General features: G+C 74.2%; 15 protein-coding genes. 5 read left to right on the top strand and 10 right to left on the bottom strand.

Going from position 1 to position 17,343, the window contains the following annotated elements:
- The first annotated feature begins 373 nt into the window (after positions 1–373).
- A complete protein-coding gene (locus ACGF4C_RS08330; protein ID WP_393564521.1) occupies positions 374–1,168 on the top strand; it encodes a class I SAM-dependent methyltransferase in 795 nt (264 codons plus the stop codon).
- Here ACGF4C_RS08330 and ACGF4C_RS08325 read toward each other — a convergent pair.
- Positions 1,155–2,084, bottom strand: a complete 930-nt coding sequence (locus ACGF4C_RS08325; RefSeq protein WP_393564340.1) for an alpha/beta fold hydrolase — start codon at positions 2,082–2,084, stop codon at positions 1,155–1,157. The genes ACGF4C_RS08330 and ACGF4C_RS08325 overlap by 14 nt on opposite strands.
- Positions 2,085–2,292: 208 nt before the next feature.
- The gene (locus ACGF4C_RS08320) at positions 2,293–2,466 is read right to left on the bottom strand and encodes a CsbD family protein (RefSeq protein ID WP_030409962.1); all 174 of its coding nucleotides are present in this window, start codon (positions 2,464–2,466) and stop codon (positions 2,293–2,295) included.
- Positions 2,467–2,621: 155 nt separating this feature from the next.
- Here ACGF4C_RS08320 and ACGF4C_RS08315 point away from each other — a divergent pair, with 155 nt between their 5' ends.
- Positions 2,622–3,167 (top strand): hypothetical protein, encoded by a 546-nt coding sequence (locus ACGF4C_RS08315; protein WP_393564338.1) that lies wholly within the window; start codon positions 2,622–2,624, stop codon positions 3,165–3,167.
- A gap of 9 nt (positions 3,168–3,176) precedes the next feature.
- Here the strand turns inward: ACGF4C_RS08315 and ACGF4C_RS08310 are convergent, their stop codons facing one another.
- A complete protein-coding gene (locus tag ACGF4C_RS08310) occupies positions 3,177–4,382 on the bottom strand; it encodes an FAD-dependent monooxygenase (RefSeq protein WP_393564337.1) in 1,206 nt (401 codons plus the stop codon).
- 103 nt (positions 4,383–4,485) lie between these two features.
- Here ACGF4C_RS08310 and ACGF4C_RS08305 point away from each other — a divergent pair, with 103 nt between their 5' ends.
- From ACGF4C_RS08305 to ACGF4C_RS08295, 3 genes are all read left to right on the top strand, one after another.
- On the top strand, positions 4,486–5,112 hold the full coding sequence (locus tag ACGF4C_RS08305; protein ID WP_393564335.1) for a PadR family transcriptional regulator: 627 nt from the start codon (positions 4,486–4,488) through the stop codon (positions 5,110–5,112).
- A gap of 108 nt (positions 5,113–5,220) precedes the next feature.
- Positions 5,221–5,892, top strand: a complete 672-nt coding sequence (locus tag ACGF4C_RS08300) for a hypothetical protein (RefSeq protein WP_393564333.1) — start codon at positions 5,221–5,223, stop codon at positions 5,890–5,892.
- On the top strand, positions 5,889–6,428 hold the full coding sequence (locus ACGF4C_RS08295) for a hypothetical protein (protein WP_393564331.1): 540 nt from the start codon (positions 5,889–5,891) through the stop codon (positions 6,426–6,428). The genes ACGF4C_RS08300 and ACGF4C_RS08295 overlap by 4 nt, the downstream gene beginning before the upstream one ends.
- Here ACGF4C_RS08295 and ACGF4C_RS08290 read toward each other — a convergent pair.
- From ACGF4C_RS08290 to ACGF4C_RS08260, 7 genes are all read right to left on the bottom strand, one after another.
- Positions 6,379–8,064 carry an amino acid adenylation domain-containing protein gene (locus ACGF4C_RS08290; protein ID WP_393564329.1) on the bottom strand — a complete coding sequence of 562 codons (1,686 nt, stop codon included), beginning with the start codon at positions 8,062–8,064 and terminating at the stop codon, positions 6,379–6,381. The genes ACGF4C_RS08295 and ACGF4C_RS08290 overlap by 50 nt on opposite strands.
- Before the next feature lie 67 nt (positions 8,065–8,131).
- Entirely contained in the window at positions 8,132–8,818 is a 687-nt protein-coding gene (locus ACGF4C_RS08285; RefSeq protein ID WP_393564328.1) for a thioesterase II family protein, read from the bottom strand.
- The gene (locus ACGF4C_RS08280) at positions 8,815–10,110 is read right to left on the bottom strand and encodes a condensation domain-containing protein (RefSeq protein ID WP_393564327.1); all 1,296 of its coding nucleotides are present in this window, start codon (positions 10,108–10,110) and stop codon (positions 8,815–8,817) included. Before ACGF4C_RS08280 ends, ACGF4C_RS08285 begins: the two co-directional genes overlap by 4 nt.
- The gene (locus ACGF4C_RS08275; protein ID WP_393564326.1) at positions 10,103–11,407 is read right to left on the bottom strand and encodes an MFS transporter; all 1,305 of its coding nucleotides are present in this window, start codon (positions 11,405–11,407) and stop codon (positions 10,103–10,105) included. Before ACGF4C_RS08275 ends, ACGF4C_RS08280 begins: the two co-directional genes overlap by 8 nt.
- The gene (locus tag ACGF4C_RS08270; RefSeq protein ID WP_393564324.1) at positions 11,404–13,179 is read right to left on the bottom strand and encodes a condensation domain-containing protein; all 1,776 of its coding nucleotides are present in this window, start codon (positions 13,177–13,179) and stop codon (positions 11,404–11,406) included. The genes ACGF4C_RS08275 and ACGF4C_RS08270 overlap by 4 nt, the downstream gene beginning before the upstream one ends.
- Positions 13,176–14,306, bottom strand: coding sequence for a MupA/Atu3671 family FMN-dependent luciferase-like monooxygenase (locus tag ACGF4C_RS08265; RefSeq protein ID WP_393564322.1), 1,131 nt, complete (start codon positions 14,304–14,306; stop codon positions 13,176–13,178). Before ACGF4C_RS08265 ends, ACGF4C_RS08270 begins: the two co-directional genes overlap by 4 nt.
- The gene (locus ACGF4C_RS08260; protein WP_393564320.1) at positions 14,303–17,296 is read right to left on the bottom strand and encodes a type I polyketide synthase; all 2,994 of its coding nucleotides are present in this window, start codon (positions 17,294–17,296) and stop codon (positions 14,303–14,305) included. The genes ACGF4C_RS08265 and ACGF4C_RS08260 overlap by 4 nt, the downstream gene beginning before the upstream one ends.
- Between the last annotated feature and the right edge of the window lie 47 nt (positions 17,297–17,343).

The raw sequence follows: 17,343 nt of genomic DNA, 5'->3' as shown, positions 1-17,343 counted from the left end.
CGGCCGCTCCATTGCGGCGGCTTGCACGAACGCTGGTACCCGGGGATCGCCGGAAAAATCAGCTCGGCGCGGCGCAGATCGCCCCCTTCCCGGCCGCTCCGGGGGCCCCGGAGGCCATTTCATCCCCATCCCTCACCGACCTCCTTCCCGCCCTCGTCCGAGGCGTCCGGACGGTCTGTCACGGAGTCCGCCCACATCACCGGAACGGGGTCCCGGCCGGCACCGGATCTACCATCGCCGGACGGAATGCGCACCGAAAAGCGGACGGGAAAGGGGAGGGCGAATGAGGAAGGAAAGGAAGGAAGGGGAGGAGCGGAAGGGCAGGGAGGAAGTGGTGAACGGCGGCGGGAGTCCTGCGGACCGGACCGGCCTGATCGACCGTCACCTCCGCAGCGTCGACGACGTGCTCCGGCTCCTGGACGGGTTGTTCGCGCCGGAGACCGACCGCTGGACGGCCGGTGCCGCCTCCTGGTGGGACGGCTTCTACGCCGACCGGTCCAGGCCGGTGCCGTTCTTCGTGGCGAAGCCCGACGAGAACCTGGTCTCCTACCTCGACCGCGGCCTGGTCGCTCCCGGGCGCGCGCTCGACCTGGGGTGCGGGCCGGGCCGCAACGCCCTCCACCTCGCCGCCCGGGGCTTCCGGGTGGACGCCGTGGACCTCTCCCCGGCGGCGGTCGCCTGGGCCGAGGAGCGCGCCCGGGAGGCCGGGGCCGGCATCACCTTCCGCTGCGGCGACGCCTTCACCCTCGTCGGCTCCGATGACGGTGCCCCGCTCCGCGGCCCGTACGACCTGATCTACGACTCCGGCTGCTTCCACCATCTGCCGCCGCACCGCCGCATCAGCTACCTCGCCCTGCTGGACCGCGCACTGGCCCCCGGTGGCCATCTCGCCCTCACCTGCTTCGCGCCGGGCGGGGAGCGGGGCGGTTCCGAGATCGGGGACGCCGACCTCTACCGCCGGTCCACCGGTCTGCACGGCGGCCTCGCCTACACGCCCGAGTCCCTGCGCCGGATCTTCGCAGACCTGACGGTGGTGGAACTCCGCCGCATGCACGACGAGCCGGCCGGCTCCCCGCACTTCGGCGAGCCCTTCCTCTGGACGGCACTGCTACGGCGCGGCACCCGGCCGCAACGGTCGCCCGGGCACGAGACCGCTAGCAGAGGCTGAGGATGGCCTCGGCGGTGAATTCCGGTGCCTCCCGGGGCGGGAAGTGGCCCACGCCATGTAGGACTTGACGGGTGTAGCCGTCGGCGAACAGCTGCTGTTTGCCGGCGGTGGTGCCCAGGAGGTTGTCGGCGTCCTCCGCGCCGTGCAGCACGATCGTCGGCACCTGGATCGGGGCCGGGGCGGCGAGGCGTTCCTCGACGGTGTCGTACGCGGGGTCGCCGGGGGCCTCGCCCCAGCGGTGGAGGTAGGCGTGCACGGTCACGTCCGCCCAGTCCTCGTTGTCCCACGCCGCGGCCGTCTCGTCGAACTCCTCCTGCGAGAAGTCCCAGCCCGGGGACCAGGCCGTCCACAGGTAGTGGCAGAAGGCACGGCGGTCCTGCACCATGGCCCGCCGGCCGCGGCCGGTGGCGACGAACCACTCGTACCAGTACGCCTGCGCCAGCGCGTAGGGGAGCGGTGCGTCCGGACGGTGGGTCGCGTATCCGGCCGACAGCGCCGCGATGGCGCGTACCCGCTCCGGCCAGAGCGCGCCGACCACGTACGCGGCGCGGGCGCCCCAGTCGTGCCCGGCCAGGATGACGTCACCGAGGTCCAGTGCGCCGAGGAATTCGCCGAGGTCGCTGCCGAGCGCCGCGATCTGCCCGCTGCGCGGCCGGGCCGGGTCGCGGAAGCGGGTCGGGCCGAATCCCCTCAGATACGGGCGGTAGACGCGGCATCCGGCGGTGTGCAGGGCGGGCAGTACGCCGTCCCAGCAGTGGATGTCGTCCGGCCAGCCGTGCACCGCCACGACGGGGCGCCCGGTCTCGGGGCCGCTGACGGCGTAGGCCGTGTCCAGCGTGGGTGTGCGTACGGTCCTGACCTCGAGCTCGGCCCCGGCTCCGTTCGCCGCCGCCGTCCCGGTCTCGCGTTCCGTCACCGATGGGCCTTCCGCAGAGTCGAGTCGCCGGCCGTGGGGACGCGCCCCCTGCGACTGTGCCAAGCGGCCCGGCTCCCGCCCGTCATCGACACGCGCGGGCACGGCGGTGGCCCGGCGGAGGGGGAATCCGCCGGGCCACCGCCTCATACTCTGCGGGCTCTGCCCACCTCGCCGCCGGTGTCGCCGCCGAAGCGGCCGTGCGACGCGGTCATCGCTCCATGGCGTCCCGGGCCTTGTGCCCGGCCTGACGCAGATCGCCCTTGGCCCGTTCGGCGCGGCCCTCCGCCGTCATCCGCTCGTTGCCCACGGCGCGGCCGACGGTTTCCTTCACGGCGCCCTTGATCTGCTCGGCCTTCGCAGAGGTCTTCTTGTCGGCAGTCATGGTCGTGCTCCCTTGCTGTCGAGCCGTTCCTTGACGAAGAGCCGTCTGCCCGGGGCGCCCCGGCGCAAACGCAAGAATCGTTCCGCCCGAACGGGGCACATGTCCGTGGTCCTTCCACTACGGAAGACGCCCTACGGAGGGAGACGACACCACCGATGAGCGACCACCGCGAGTTCGCACACGACCACGAGCGCCACCACGACCAGGAGCGCCGCCACGAGTACGAGCAGTGGCAGGCCCGCACGGTCCGGTGCCCCGAGGACGTACCGGTGACCACACCGCTGTCCTGGATGGCGGAGAAGCACTTCGCCCACGGGGAGCGGTTGGCCGACCGCCGGCTGCCCGCCGCGTACCGGGGGCCCGATGAGCGGGGCGATGCGGGGGACGCGCTGGCGCAGCTCGCGCTCGGCGTCCGGATCGCCCGCGCCGTCGAGCAATACCGTGCGGATTCCGTGCACGAGGCGCTGCAACTGGGCGCCACCTGGCGGCAGATCGCCACCGCCCTCGACCTCGGCACCGACGAGGCGCGCGACATCCTGCGCAGCCACGCGGACGGTCAGCTGCGGCTGTACGAGAGCGAGGACAGCGGGGGAGCCGGGCTGCTCGGCATGAGCCCCGAGCAGCACCGGGCCGCCATGGCGCTCATCGCACTGGGCGACGACGAGCCCGCCACCGCCCCCGCGGAGGCGATCACCCGGTGACCGTCGCCGTCAGCTCCCCGCCACCGTCTCCGCCCAGTCGATGCGGTGGAAGTGGAGCGGGCGGAGCATCTGCTCGGGGGTGGGGAAGGCGGCCGCGGCCCCGAGGTCGGACTTGCCGGCCTTGACCTTGTTGGCGGCGGCCGCGTTCCGCCCGACGGCCTCCACCCGCTCCCGGCGCAACCCGACGTAGGCGTGGAACGCCTCGGCGGGCGTGGGCAGATCGCGCAGGCAGCGGGCCAGTTCCACCGCGCTCTCGATGGCCAGCGAGGCGCCCTGGCCCGAGCTGGAGGACGGGGCGTGTGCCGCGTCGCCCACCAGGACCATGCGGCCGCGGTGCCAGTGCGGCACCGACGGCATGCGTTCCATCCGCCCGACCGCCATCAGCTCGTCGGGGTCGGTGTGCTGCAGCAGCCGCTCGCCCGGGACATGGCCCGCGTAGGCCTCGCGCAGCGCGGCCAGCCACTCGGCGGCCGGGACCCGCGCCAGGCCGGCCGGGTCCGGCGGGGTGTCGGTGGGCAGGCCGGCGAACCAGATCAACCGGCCGTCCGGGCCGCGCCAGTGGCCGGTGAAGGTGCGGCCGAAGGCGAAGTACATCGTGCCGGGCGCGGCCTCGACGCCGCTGTCCGTGGCGTACCCGCCGAAGCTGAGCACGCCGCCGTACTCCGGCTCGGGCGCGTGCGGGTCGATCAGGGTGCGGACGGTGGAGCGGATGCCGTCGGCGCCGATCAGGATGTCGGCGGTCGCCGATGTGCCGTCGGAGAACCGTGCGGTGACGCCCTCGGGGGTCTCCTCGGCGCCCACCAGCCGTTTGCCGTACGCGAACGGGATGCCCTCGTCGGCGGCGTGATCGGTGAGCGCACGGTAGAGCGCGGCGCGGGGCATGGCCAGGCTGGGCGGCAGCTCGGCGAAGCCGTCGAAGGCGGCGAAGCGGTGCCCGGCGCCGTCCGCCATCACCATCCCGGGCACCGGCTGCCCGAGGGCCTCCACCGCCTTGTCGGCGCCGATCGCCCGCAGCGCCGCAAGGCCGTTGGGGGCCAGGGCCAGCCAGGCGCCCACCCCGTCCGCGGCCGCGGGGTAGGCCTCGTGGACCGTCGCCGTGATGCCTGCCCTGCGCAGTGCGAGTGCGGTGACCGGGCCCGCCACCCCGCCCCCGATGACCAGTGCCGTCCGCACGGTCGTACCGCCGCGCCCGTCCTGAGTGCCGTTGACGCTCATGACCCCTCCCGAGGATGCGCCCGCCGGCCGGCGGGCTCCTGCCTCTATAGTTGCACTGCACCTAGTCGCAATGCAACTAGTCTCGCCTCGCTACGCTACCGCCATGACCGCTCCCGTGAAGAGTTCGCCGCTCGCCCTGACCGTCCTGGCGCTGCTGCACTACAAGCCGCTGCACCCGTACGGCATCCAGCAACTGATCAAGCAGTGGGGCAAGGAACAGGTGGTCAACGTCGGCCAGCGGGCCGGTCTGTACCGCACCATCGAGCGGCTGCACACGGGCGGGCTGATCGCCGTACGGCAGACCGAGCGCGACCAGCAGTACCCCGAGCGCACCGTCTACGAGGTCACGGACGAGGGCCGGGCGGTCGCCCGCGAGTGGCTGGACCAGATGCTGGCCGTGCCGAAGGGCGAATTCCCCGTCTTCCCGGCCGCCCTGTCCAACCTGCCCATGCTCACCCCGGCCGAGGCGCTGGACGTGCTGGAGCGGCGCGCCGAGCGCCTCGCGGCCCAGCGCGCCGACCTGGCTTCCCAACTGGCCGTCCACACCGAGGACGGCGTCCCGCGCGTCACCCTCATCGAGCACGAATACCTGCTGGCCATGGTCGATGCCGAGGAACGATGGGTCCGCGCGGTGACCGCTGAGCTGCACGACGGCCGACTGACCTGGTCCCCGGAGATGCTCGCGGCCTTCGACCAGCAGCAGAACCCGGGGGCGCCCGCGGGCGGTTGACCGGACTCCGCTCCCGTTCACCCACCTTGTCCACGGGCCGACCCCCCATCCTCGGCCGCGACGCCTGTGCGCCTGTGCGCCCATGCGCCTACGAAGGGAAGAACCACCGTGTGGAATCCGACGGAGCTGTGGCTGGAGGGCGCGGTCATGGCCGTCCTGCACGCCGCCGGGCCGGAGCAGGGCTACTGGGTCGAGGAGACCGGATTGTTCCATGACGACGGCAGCAGCAACTGGTGGCAGCTGATGCCCTTCGAGGGCGGCCGGGCGCTCGTCATGGGCAAGGACCACGACCTGCCCGGAGACCTCTACGACGCACTGCCCCAGGCACTCTCCGACGCGCCCGGCTGGCTCCGCGAGGCCTGGCAGGACGACGCCGGGCCGCTGCGCAGCGTCGTCCGCGCCAGGGCACCGATCGGCTTCTTTGCCTGGGTGGACGAGCACGGCACCTGGGGCGAGGTGCCCACCGACCCGGCGCAGGACGACGGCAGCGCCCTGGTGCGCGCCCCCTACAGCGGGTCCGGCGAGCGGCTCTTCGAGGACCGCACCGACGCGGACGACCTGCGGGAGGCGTACCGCCTGGCCGACGCGGCGTTCGACGCGGCCCGCGCCGGCACGCTCGACGCCGAGGTCCTGCTGCCCGTCCTGCGCCACGCCGATCCGGAGCGCGCCCGCCCCTTCGCCATCGAGGCGGCCCTCGCCGTCGCGGCCCGGGCGGGCCTCACACCCGGCACGGCCAGGCCCGCGCTGCCCGGCGCGCCCCGGCCGCAGGAGGTGAAGTGACCCCCCATTCCCTGGCGTTCTACCTGGACGTCGTGACGACCGGAACGGTGCTCGGTGCAAGACCGACCGATCAACCCGGCCGGGTGACCGGCAGGTTGGGAACGGATTTCGCGGAGAACCGGTCCGGGCGGCACCACATGTGGCGGGACTACGGACTCGCGGAGTTCTTCTGGCAGCGGGAGGCCGGCGACGGCCTCTGGGCCGGGCACCACTTCACCCTGCAGGTCCACCGGCTCGCCCACGGCGGACAGGTCGTCAACGGGGAGATCCGGTCCAGGTACGGACGGTTCGCCCGCAGACTGCGGTTCGCGAAACTGCAGCGGCTGCTGGCGAACCGCGGAACCGTGCTGCGGGAGATCCCGTCCGGTCAGGAACCCTGCTACCGCTTGTTCTGGAACCCCGACTCGTGGGTGGGCGTCAGCGTGATCGGCGCCAAGGAGGAGTACCGGACGCCGGACGCCCTGCAGGTCGGGGATGCGTACAGCATCACTGCGCCGATGACTCCCGAAGAGGTGGCGTGGCGGACCGCGCGGTAGCGCCGGCCGTCCCGCGGTCGTAGGCCGCGACCGCGGCGCGATCGACCTTGCCGTTGGTGTTGAGCGGGAGTTCGGCGAGGTGGGTGAAGGAGCCCGGGATCATGTAGACGGGCACCAGGCGGCGCAGGAAGCCGGTCAGTTCCGCGGACGCGGTGGGCTCGCCGGAGTAGTAGGCGACCAGGACGGAATCCTCGCCGGTCTCACGGACCAGGGCCACCGCGTCCCGCACGGCGGGGTGGCGGGCCAACGCGGCGTCCACGTCGCCGAGTTCGATGCGCTGGCCCCGGACCTTGACCTGATGGTCGAGGCGGCTCAGGAACACCAGGGCGCCGTCCTCGACCCGGACCCGGTCACCGGTCCGGTACCAGTGGTCCCGGGTCAGCGGCGCGGTCCCGTCGTGGATCACGGCCCGGGTGCCCGGGCGCCACTCCAGGAACCGGCCGACGTTGTCGACGGGGTCCAGATAGCCGTCGAAGCGCTGGCTGCCGCGCAGGCACAGCTCACCGGTCTCCGCGGGCTCGCCCGCATCGTCGAGGACGACGTGCTCCAGATGGTCCGGCACCCGGCCGATCGGCAGCGTCCCGTTGGAACCGGCCGGTCGCAGCGCACTGCCGCTGCCCAGTTCGTGCGCCGTGGAGACGATCGCCACCTCGGTCGGGCCGTACAGGTTCCACAACCGCGCACCGGGCGCGGCCGCCGCCCACTGCTCGGCCTGCTCGCTGAGCAGCCGTTCGCCGCCGAACATCACCCCGGCCATTGTCGGCATCGAGTCCGGGACCAGCGCGTTCGTCCGGGCCGCGATGCTGCCGACGGACGGTACGCAGAACCAGCGGGTGATCCGCTTGGCGCTGACGAAGGCCGACGGACGCACCACGTCGTTCGGCCGCGGGATCACCAGCGCCGCACCTACCGACCAGGTCGTGAACAGTTCGAGCACCGCCACGTCGAAGGAGAGCTCGACGTTCTGCGAGAGCCGGTCCTCGGGGCCGAAGCCGTGCTCCTCGACCAGCCACCGGAGGGTCGGCAGGACGTTGGAGTGCCGGATGGGGACGCCGCGCGGCCGGCCGGTCGAGCCGGAGGTGTAGAGGACGTAGGCGATGTCCTCGGCGGAGGTGGGGGCGGCGGGGGAGGCGGGCCCGTCCTCGGCGCCGGGAGTGCGCAGCCGGGTCAGCTCGGCGGGGGTGAGGGCGAGCACGGGCGGCAGCGGCGTGCCGTCCTCCGCCGCCTGGGCGGTGAGGAGTTGGGCCGCCCGGGCGGAGTCCTCGTCGGTGACGATGACGTCCAGGTCCGTGGTGGCCGCGATGGCCAGGGTGCGGGAGGCCGGGAAGGACGGGTTCAGCGGGACGACGGCCGCGCCGGCGCGCAGGGCCGCCAGATATCCGGCGTAGGCCGTCAGGCTGCGGGCGGCCAGCAGACCGACCTTGGCGGGACGCCCGGTGCCGCGCTCCGCGGCCGCGGCGGTCAGCCGCTGCGCCAGACCGGCCGCCAGCCGGTCCAGTTCGGCGTAGGTGAGGACCTCGTCCCGGACCTCCAGCGCGATCCGCTCCGGATACTGCTCGGCGCTCGCGGCGAACAGTCCGAAGAGGGTGGAGGCGAACGGGTGCGGCATGGTGGGGGAGGGGGCGGCGGAGGTCATCGCAGGGTCCTGTTCGTCGGCCGGGGTGCCAAGGGGCAGGGCGGGGGCGGAAGGAGCGCGGCGGTGCTCACAGCAGGTCCTCCAGCGTCCGCCACACCTCGTCCCAGTGGTCCGTCAGATACATGTGGCCGCCGCGGAACTCCGCCGTCCGGAAGGCCGCCGAGGTGAACGCCGACCAGTCCCGCCACTCGTCGGCGGGCGCCAGATGGTCGGCGTCACCGCGGAGGGCGGTGAGCGGCAAGGGCAGCGGGGTGAGCGTCGCGGGGGTGTAGTCGGCCAGCAGGTCCACGTCGGCGCGCATTGCCGGGAGCAGCAGCGAGCGGGCCAGGGGGTCGGCGAAGATCTCGATCTCGCGGCCCGCGATGGCGGCGGCCTGGGCGGCCGCCACCTCGTCGTCGGGGTCGAGCCGCTCGGCCTGGCGGTGGCGCGGGCTGGTCGAACCGCTCACGACGAGGTGGTCCGGGAGCGGGCCCCCGGTCGCGACCAGGTGCTGGACGGCCTCGTACGCCAGGATCGCGCCGAAGCTGTGCCCGAAGACGACGAACGGCTCCTTGCCGGCCGCCGCCCGGAAGCGCTCGGCGGTGCCGGCCGCGGCCTCCGCCATCGTCCGGTAGAACGGCCGGTTGAACTCCTCCTCGCGGCCCGGCACCTGCACCGGCACCGCGCGCAGCAACTCGGACTCCCGGCGCCGCCAGGGACGGTAGACCCCGGCTCCCGCTCCGGCGTAGGGCAGGCACATCAGCGTGGTCGTCATGCGGGACCTTCCGGTACGAGGGGGTGCGGTGGGGCGGATGCGGGGGCCAGCAGGCCGAGTTGGGTACGGAAAGCGTCCGTGAGGTCGGTCAGGTGGTGCGCCCAGGCACCGGTCGTCGGCGCCTGGACCACGCACTTCAGCGTCCCGTCGGGCAGCTCGCAGACCTGGAGCTGGACCTCGGCGACCGCGCCCACCGGCGGCACGGGAACGGTGTGCATCCGCACCGGACCCGCCGGGTGCTCGACCCGGCGCCAGCTCTCGAAGGCGAACACCGCCTGGAACACCGGCATCCGGCGGCCCGCGACGGTGCGGGCGGCCCGCACGATCTCGTCGCAGGGCAGCGCGGAGCCCAGGATGGTCTCCCGGACCGAGGCCCAGACCCGCTCGACCGCGCCGGGCCCGGACAGCTCCGGCATCCGGACCGGCACGGTGTTGATCAGACAGCCGAGTTCGTCCGTCTGCCCGGCGGAGCGGGCGACCACCGGAGTGCCCACGCAGAAGTCCGCGCCCCCGGTGAGCCCGGCCAGCGCCCTGCCGTACGCGGCCAGCAGCACCACGAATGGCGAGCAGGCGCTGCGCCGGGCCTCGGCGCACACCGCCTGCCAGACCGCGGGCGGACAGGTGGTCCGCCGCTCGGCGAGGCCGGCCCGGGCCAGGGCCCGCTGGCCCGGCGCCGGGCCGTCGTCCGGCACCGGCAGGTCGGCCGCGCCCGCGAGCACGGTCCGCCAGTGCGCGGCGAGTTCGGTGCGCTGCGCGGCAGCGGGCTCCACCGGCGCCGGACGCTCCCGCACCGGCAGTTCGGCCGCCCGGCCCTCGGCGGCCAGGCCGTACGCGTGGGCCAGATCGGTGACGAACACCTCCTGGGAGAGGCCGTCGAAGGCGATGTGATGGACGGCGAGGAAGACCGTGGCGCCCTCGTCGTCGGGGGCGACCGCGGCGCGGTGGACCCGGCCCGCGGCGATGTCGAAGGTGTCCGCACCGAGCAGCGCGGCCGCCGCGTCCGCGAAGGCGGTGCCGGCGGGAAGGCGCAGCGGGGGCTCGGCGACCGGCTCCGCGAGCACGGTCCGCACCAGCTGCCCCCGCTCGATGACGAAGGCGGTGCGCAGTGACTCGTGGCGGCGGGCCACGGCGGACAGCGCCGCGTCGAGCGCGGCCGGGTCCACCGGGCCGTCGGCACGGACCTCGGCGAGCACCCAGCCGGCGGGGCTCGCCGGGGCGATCTGCTCACCGAGCCAGAACTGCCGCTCCAGCGCGGACGCCGGCTGCACCCGCAGCGCGGTGCGCTCAGTCACGGGCCAGCTCCTTGTCCGCACCCGCCGCACCGTCACCGTCGCCGGTCCCGTCCGGCGGGGTCAGGTTGTCCATCTCCCGCAGCGCACGGTTCCGCAGCGATACCAGCACCAGCACCACGTAGGTCGCGCCGAAGGCCAGCAGGGTCCAGCGCAGCCCGATGCCGTGGATCGCCCAGCCGGCCACCAGGATGCCGACCGGCGCGGCACTCATCGCGACGGCCGAGGTCAGCGCGAAGACCCGGCCGAACAGGGCCTGCGGCACCTTGTTGAGCATCACCGTCGACAGCACCGGGTTGAGCGGTCCGGCGGCCAGCCCCAGCAGGAACGAGATCGCGACGGACAGCACCGCATTCGGCTGCCCGCCGAGGGCCAGCCGCAGCCCGCCGATGACCAGGAAGCAACCCAGCAGCGTCCAACGGCGGCTGGTCAGCAGCCGCTTGCTGGCCGGGCCGTAGAGGAACGTGCCGGCCACCGCGCCGCAGCCGGAGGCGGCCACCAGCCAGCCGAGGTACTGGCCGCCGCCCAGCACCTGGTCCGAGTAGACCGGCAGGATGACCGGCGTGAAGGCGTCGTCGAGGAAGTTGGTGACGAACACGAACGAGGTCATCGCGCCGATCACCGGCAGCTGTTTGACCAGCCGCAGGCCCTCGGTGAGCTGCCGCACGAAGCCCTGCCGCTCGGCGGCCGGAGCCACCGGCCCGCCCGGCACGGCGACCCCGATCAGCAGCGCGGAGAGCAGGAAGGTCGCGGAGTCCACGTACATGCCGATCACCGGGCCGGACACGGCCGCGAGCAGACCGCCGAGCGGTGCCCCGACCAGCAGACCGAGCCGCGGGGCGCCCTGCATCCAGGAGTTGGCGCTCTCCAGCCGCACCCCGCCGCGGTCGGCGAGCCCCTTGAGCAGGCTCTGCCGGGCCGCACCGGTCGGGGTCGAGCCCAGACTGCGCACGAACAGCAGACCCATCAGCACCGGCAGGGCGAGCCCCACCGTGTCGTTGAGCAGCGGGATCAGCCCGATGACGGTGCCCGCGAGCAGATCGCAGAGCACGCTCATCCGCTTGCCGCCGATGCGGTCGATCCAGACCCCGCCGACCGCGCCCGCGAAGATCAGCGGCAGCGTGTTGGCGAAACCCGCCAGGCCGGTCGAGACGGAACTGCCGGTGACGCCGAGCACGTACAGCGGAATGGTCACCACCGTCACCGCATTGCCGAACGACGACAGGTAGTGGGCCAGCAGCAGCACCACCAGCGGCCGGCGTTCGCGCACCGCGGTGCCGGGCCCGGGGGGCGAGGTCATCGAATCTCCTGTTCCGCACGGCGGGTGCTGGCGAAGAGCTGCTCCAGGTACTCCTCCGAGACCCCTGCTCGCCCGGGGACCTCGGAGTCCGCGATGCCGGCCGGTGCCAGCGGGTTGCCGCGTTGCCGCAGCAGCTCGGTGAGGGCGGAGAGGGTGGTGTGCCCGGTGACGTCCCGGGGCCCGGCGGTGAAGCCCCGCGCCGTCAGCAGCCGGGCGAGCCGCACGGCCAGCAGCGGTGTGCCGCCGCGGTCGGCGAACGCGTCCTGCGGGTCCGCGGTGGGCACGTCCAGCGCCTCGCACCACGCCGCGGCCACCAGCTCGGCGGCGCGTGCGGCGGGGCTGGCGAGCGGAGTGTCGGGCGAGGTCGCGAAGACCTCGACCAGCTGCAGCAGCCGCCGCGCGAGCCGGTCGATGGTCTCCGGCTCGAAGAGCGCGATCCGGTACTCGAACCGCCCGTAGACCAGGTCGCCCAGATGCCACCAGGCGACCGTCGCGTCCATCGAGGAGATCCCCTCGGGCACGGCGTTGGCGTAGACGGTGGCGCCGGGCACCGAGTAGGACACCGTCTCGGCGAGGTCGAGATGGACGAGCATGGTGCGCAGCAGCGGATAGCTGTGCACGGACCGCTCGGGGGCCACCGCCCGCACGATCTCGCCGAACGGCGTCTCGTGGTGCTCCGCGACGGCGGCACCGGCGGCCTGGGTGGCGGCCATGAAATCGTGCGGGGTCGGATTCTCCGGCAGCCGGATCCGCAGCGGCACGTTGGTGAGCAGGAAGCCCACCAGGTCCTGGACGGCCGGCTCGCCGCGGGTCACGCTGGGCACCCCGAGGAGGACGTCCCGCTCGCCGCTCTCCTCGTACAGCAGCGCCGCGTAGACGGCGGCCATCGCGTTGGCGACCGTGCTGCGGGCCTGCTTGGCGCGGGCGATGAAGGCCGCGGCGATCCCCTTGTCCAGGACGAAGTTGTACTGCCGCCCGGCGCGGTCCTCGGTCTCGGGGGAGTGGTCGTACGGCAGCAGCGGCCGGTCCGGGAGGCCCGCCAGGTAGCTGCGCCAGAACGCCCGGTGGCGTTCGCCGTGCTCGCTGTCGAAGTACTCCCGCTGCCACTGCGCATAGTCGCCGAACTGCACCGGAAGCTCGGGGAGTTGGGGCTCGCGGCCCTCCCGGACCGCCCGGTAGGCCTCCAGCAGCTCGCTGTTGAGCCGCACGTAGGACCACTGGTCGGTGAAGGAGTGCGGCATGGTCTGCACGATCTGGTGGTCGCCGCCGCCGAGGTCGGCCACACCGATCCGCAGCACCGGGTCGCGGGCGAGGTCGAACGGGCGCCGGACCTGCTCGCGGATGAACTCCGCCCGGCGCCGCTCCCGTTCACCGTCCGGCCCGGCCGAACGGTCGGTGAAGGTGAGGTCGGCGCCGCGGTCCGGGTGCAGCCGCAGCACCGGCCGGGTGCCGTCCGTCTCGATGGCCGAGCGCAGCAGCTCGTGCCGGCCCACCACGACGGCCACCGCCTCGGTGAAGGCCCGCCGGTCGAACTCCCCGAGGAAGCGCAGCCCGAACCCCAGGGTGTAGGTGGTGGTGCCGGGGTAGAGCTGGTCGAGGATCCACAGCCGTTCCTGGTCCATGCCCACCGGGAAGGTGTCGCGCGGCCCGGGCCGGGGCCGGAGCGGGCGTTTGCCGGAGCGCTGCTGCGACAGCTTGGCCAGGAGGGCGGCGCGCTGCTCGGGAGCCAGTCCGGCGAGCCGGGCCGCGAGCGCCGACTCCGCCCCGCTCATCGGGCACGCTCCGCGGGGAGGCAGCCGAACAGGGCGGGCAGCGCGGCCAGGACGTCCTCGGTGGGCAGCCCGAAGTCCACCAGGAAGCCGACCTCGTCGGCGCCCGCCGTACCCAGCAGACCCAGCACCTCCGCGGCCTTGCCCGGAGTGCCGAGCAGCGAGGGGCCCTGCAGGAAGTTGAGGTAGGCGCTCTCCAGCAGCACCTGCTCGTCCTCGCCCGGTGCGGTGGTCTGACTGCGGTAGGCGCGCAGATAGCCGTGCATCGCGGGGCGCAGATAGTCCTCCAGATCGGGCCGGTCGCTGACGTAGGCGTGCACCATGACCACCACGTCACCCTCTCCCGCATGCCCGGCCTGCCGCCAGGCCGCGCGGTAGCGGGCGATGTTCTCCCGCAGCACCGGCAGGGTCTGGCCGAGCAGCGCGGTCATCACACCGCAGCCGGCCCGTGCGGCGGCCTCGAAGGTCTCGCCGTTGCCGGCCGAGGTCAGCCAGACCGGGAGCTCCGGCTGCACCGGGCGGGGGCCGGTGCGGACCTCGGCCGTGCCGCCCGCCGTGGTGGGGTGGGCGAGCGCCTCGCCCCGCCAGTGCGCCCGTACCTGCTCGATGATCCGCACGGTGTCCGCGCGCCGCCCGGCGTAGTCCGTACGGGCCAGAACGAAGTCGTCGGGGTGCCAGCCGCTGGCGAACGAGATGCCGGCCCGGCCGTCCGACAGGTTGTCGACCACCGCCCAGTCCTCGGCGATCCGGGCCGGATGGTGCAGCGGCGCGGCCACACTGCCGGCCCGGATCCGCAGCCGCCCGGTGCGCACGGCGACCGCGGCGGCCAGCACCGACGGGTTCGGCGAGTGCCCGCCGAAGTCCACGAAGTGCCGTTCCGGCAGCCAGACGGCGTGCAGCCCGGCCGCGTCCGCCTGCTCCGCCGCGTCGAGGACGAAGCGGTAGTACTCGCGCGCCGGAACCGCGTCCGCGCTGGCGAAGAAGTACAGGCTCTGCCGGGCGGGCGCGCCGCCGGCCGCCGGGTCCGCGGGCGGGGTGCCGGTGCGGGCGGCCCGCTGCCGCATCTGTTGGCCGAGGACGCGGCGCTGTTCCGGCGTCAGGGCCGCCAGCCGCTCGGAGATGTCGCTCACTGCACACCTTCGATCTCGTCGAGCAGCCGCAGGAGCTCGGCGTCGTCCCGGCCGGCGGCGAGCTCCTCGGCGCGGCGGATGAAGGAGCCGAGGTCGGAGTGCTCGTAGAGGTCGCCGAGCGCGACGCCGAGCAGCAGCGTGTCGTTGACCACCGTGAGCAGCTGCGCGGCCTGCAGCGACGTTCCGCCGAGGGTGAAGAAGTTGTCCGACGGGCCGAGCGGTTCGCCGCCGAACGCCTCCTGCCAGATGGCGGTGATCGTGGTGGCGAGATCGCTGCCGGCCTCTTCGCTGTCCGCTGCCGGCGCCGACGGTTCCTGCGGCGGTGCCGGCTCGCGCCGGGCCGGGGCGGCCGCGGCGGGCCGTTCGTGGGGCAGCGCCCCCGGTGTCGCCTCGATCCAGTGGCGGGTCTCCGCGAACGGGTAACGCGGCAGCGGAACGGGGGAGGTGACGAGCGGCACGTCGAAGTCGACCGGGCAGCCGGCCGCCCAGAGCCGCGCCAGCGCGTCCTCGTGCGCCTGCGACTCGTCCGCACCGAAGTTCCCGAGCAACTCGATGATGCCCGGCGGGTGCGCGAGGCCCAGCAGGCGGGCGGTCTGCCGTACGGGGTTGGTCAGCGCCCGGCCGCCGTGGATGCCGACGACCGCGGCGGGGCGGCCGGCCAGCAGCGTCCGGACACCGTCGGCCAGTCGCACGGTCCCGCGCAACTGCCCGGCCCAGTAGGCGGGGTCGGTGGCCTCCTCGGCGCTCAGCTCGGCGCCGGTGCGGTTGGAGATGACGGTCAGCCGGGGCGCCGACAGCGGCACGGTGGCGAGGAACTCCCCGAACCGGGCGGCGGCCTCCTCCATCGCGCGGGAGTGGAAGGCGTGCGCGGTCTCCAGCCGGCGCGCGGTGAGCCCGCGCGCGGCGCAGCGCCGCTCCAGCTCGGTGACCGTGTCCAGGTCGCCGCCCAGCACCGTCGTCCCGGGGCCGTTGACACCGCAGACGTCGGCGGGCAGCCCGTCGGCGAGGTCGCGGGCGGCCTCCTCGTCCAGCGGGACGGCGAGCATCGCCCCGGCCGGGGCCCGGCCCATCAGCTCCCCGCGCCGTACGACGGCCGCCGCCGCGTCCTCGACGCCGAACACCCCGGCGTACGCGGCCGCGGTCAGCTCGCCGACGCTGTGGCCGAGCAGCGTCGCCGGCCGCACGCCCCGGCGTTCCAGCCGCCACAGGTGCGCCAGGCCGACCACGAAGAGCAACGGCTGCACCACCGCGGTGTCCAGCAGCCGCAGGTCGTCGGCCGCCCAGGTCTCGAAGCCGCGCAGGTCGGGACCGCCGGCCCGCAGCACGGCGGCGGACAACCGGTCGAGGTCCGCGCCGAAGCGGGGGTCGTCGGCGGCCGACGCAGCGGTACCGGTCAGGCGGATGCCCTGGCCGGGCAGCAGCACGGCGACCGGGGCGTCCGCCACGGCCGGTGGCGTGTCGGCCCGCTTCGCGGTCTCCAGCAGCCACTCCCGCAGCCGTTCGCGGGCCGCGGCCGGGTCGGTGGGCAGCGCGACCGCGGCCCGGTGGGCGAGTTGCCGCCGGCCGTGCCACAGCGTGCCGAGCACGCCGGGCAGGGCGGCCCGTGCGCCGGGGCCGTCGAGCCAGCCGGCCAGGTCCGCGGCCTTGTCGCGCAGGGCCTGCGGGGTCGCGGCGGAGAGCACGGCGACCGGCGGCCGGAGGTCCTGGGCGGGGGCGGGTTCCGGGACCGGGTCGGCCGGGGCGACGATGACATGCGCGTTGGTGCCGCCGAAGCCGAAGGAGCTGACCGCGGCCCGGCGCGGGACCTCGGCGCTCCAGGTCGCGGCCGCCCGCGGCAGGAAGAACCGGTCCGCGCCGAGGTCCGCGTCCGGGCCGTCGCCCGGCTGGGATGCGACCGGCAGCAGCATGTCGTGCTGGAGCGCCAGCACCGTCTTGATCAGGCCGAGGACCCCGGCCGCGCTGTCGGTGTGGCCGATGTTGGGTTTCACCGTGCCGATGGCGCAGCGGGGGGCGGCGGTGCCGGTGCCGTAGACCTCGGCCAGCGCCGCCAGTTCGACCTGGTCGCCGAGGACGGTCCCGGTGCCGTGCGCCTCGATGTAGCCGATGTCCGCCGGGGAGAGCCCGGAGACCTCCAGGGCCTCGCGGAGCACCTCGGCCTGGCCCCGCGGGCTGGGTGCGGTCATGCCCATCCGGTCGGCGCCGTCGTTGTTGACCGCGCTGCCGACGATGTGCGCACGGGCCCGGCCGGGGCCGTCGGCGAGGTCGGCCGACCGGCGCAGCACCACGATGCCCGCGCCGCTCGACGGAACGGTGCCCCGGCTGCCCACGGTGAAGCTGCGGCAGCGGCCGTCGGGCGCGTAGATGCCGCCCTCGGGGCCGTCGTGCTCGGGCCGTTCGACCGGGAAGACGGTGATCCCGCCCGCGATCGCCACATCGCATTCGTAGGTGAGCAGGCTGCGCACCGCCTGATGGACGGCGACCAGGGAGGTGGAGCAGGCGGTCTGCACGGTCATGCTCGGGCCGGTGAAGCCGAGCCGGTAGGAGAGCGCGGTGGCGAGGAAGTCACGGGAGTTGCCGAGCATGATCTGCTCGGTGCCGTGGGCCCGCACGGTCCGCTCGTCCGGCAGGACGTTGCGGTGCAGGTAGATGTCGGGGCCGCCCCCGATGAAGACGCCGACCCGGTTGCCGGCGCGCGTGGTGTCGAGGCAGGCGTCCTCCATGGCCTCCCAGACCAGTTCGGCGATCACCCGGTGCTGGGGGTCGGTCAGCGCCGCGTGGGCGGGTGCCATGCCGAACAGCTCGGCGTCGAACTCGGCGAACCGGTCGATCTGCCCGCTGAGCAGCCGGCCGTTCCCGGTCCGTTCCCCCCGGGCCGCCGGCAACGCGACCTCACCCCGGGAGAGTTGGGAGAGGAAGGTCTCCGGGTCCGATGCGCCGGGGGCCCGCAGGGAAAGCCCCACCACGGCCACGGCATTGTCCAGCTCCGTCATGCCGGTTCTCCTTCCATTGCGTACGAGCTGCTCGGTTGCGGTCCGGC

This window comes from Streptomyces sp. NPDC048197, from assembly GCF_043202395.1.
Lineage (GTDB): Bacteria > Actinomycetota > Actinomycetes > Streptomycetales > Streptomycetaceae > Streptomyces > Streptomyces siderophoricus.
Note: the sequence above shows the minus strand (reverse complement) of the source record. Positions and strands in the feature narration are given on the sequence as shown.

What these genes read in the sequence shown, in the direction of transcription:
- ACGF4C_RS08320 (WP_030409962.1), bottom strand. Translation starts at nt 2,466, where the DNA reads ATGACTGCCGACAAGAAGACCTCTGCGAAGGCCGAGCAGATCAAGGGC.
- ACGF4C_RS08315 (WP_393564338.1), top strand. Translation starts at nt 2,622, where the DNA reads ATGAGCGACCACCGCGAGTTCGCACACGACCACGAGCGCCACCACGAC.
- ACGF4C_RS08310 (WP_393564337.1), bottom strand. Translation starts at nt 4,382, where the DNA reads ATGAGCGTCAACGGCACTCAGGACGGGCGCGGCGGTACGACCGTGCGG.
- ACGF4C_RS08305 (WP_393564335.1), top strand. Translation starts at nt 4,486, where the DNA reads ATGACCGCTCCCGTGAAGAGTTCGCCGCTCGCCCTGACCGTCCTGGCG.
- ACGF4C_RS08290 (WP_393564329.1), bottom strand. Translation starts at nt 8,064, where the DNA reads ATGACCTCCGCCGCCCCCTCCCCCACCATGCCGCACCCGTTCGCCTCC.
- ACGF4C_RS08285 (WP_393564328.1), bottom strand. Translation starts at nt 8,818, where the DNA reads ATGACGACCACGCTGATGTGCCTGCCCTACGCCGGAGCGGGAGCCGGG.
- ACGF4C_RS08275 (WP_393564326.1), bottom strand. Translation starts at nt 11,407, where the DNA reads ATGACCTCGCCCCCCGGGCCCGGCACCGCGGTGCGCGAACGCCGGCCG.
- ACGF4C_RS08270 (WP_393564324.1), bottom strand. Translation starts at nt 13,179, where the DNA reads ATGAGCGGGGCGGAGTCGGCGCTCGCGGCCCGGCTCGCCGGACTGGCT.
- ACGF4C_RS08260 (WP_393564320.1), bottom strand. Translation starts at nt 17,296, where the DNA reads ATGACGGAGCTGGACAATGCCGTGGCCGTGGTGGGGCTTTCCCTGCGG.